This is a genomic window from Frankia sp. Mgl5 (assembly GCF_023242985.1).
Lineage (GTDB): Bacteria > Actinomycetota > Actinomycetes > Frankiales > Frankiaceae > Parafrankia > Parafrankia soli.
Genome location: NZ_JALKFY010000528.1, coordinates 1 through 360, shown reverse-complemented (window position 1 = coordinate 360; position 360 = coordinate 1). Strand labels below are relative to the sequence as shown.

The 360-nt window shown below is 56.9% G+C and carries 1 protein-coding gene; it reads left to right on the top strand.

Annotated elements, in window-relative coordinates:
- The coding region (locus MXD62_RS10465; protein WP_248829126.1) for a fructose-bisphosphatase class II at positions 1–360 on the top strand (360 nt) is incomplete at both ends.

Below are 360 nucleotides of genomic sequence, written 5' to 3'. Positions count from 1 at the left end.
GAAAGAGAGTTGGCGTTGGAGGTTGTCCGCGTGACGGAAGTAGCCGCACTTGCTTCCGCCCAGTGGTTGGGCCGGGGCAAAAAGAACGAAGCGGATGGCGCTGCTACCAGTGCGATGCGTGCGATGTTTGATACCATCGCGATGCGGGGAACAGTGGTGATTGGGGAAGGTGAATTGGACGAAGCCCCGATGCTTTACATAGGAGAGAAGCTGGGCAATCCCGGAGCGGACGGCCCGGAAGTTGATGTCGCCGTTGATCCCTTGGAAGGAACCACGATCGTATCAAAGGTGCACAGCATTGCGATGTCCGTCGTTGCCTTCGGCGATCGAGGCACACTTTTGCATGCTCCCGATATGTAT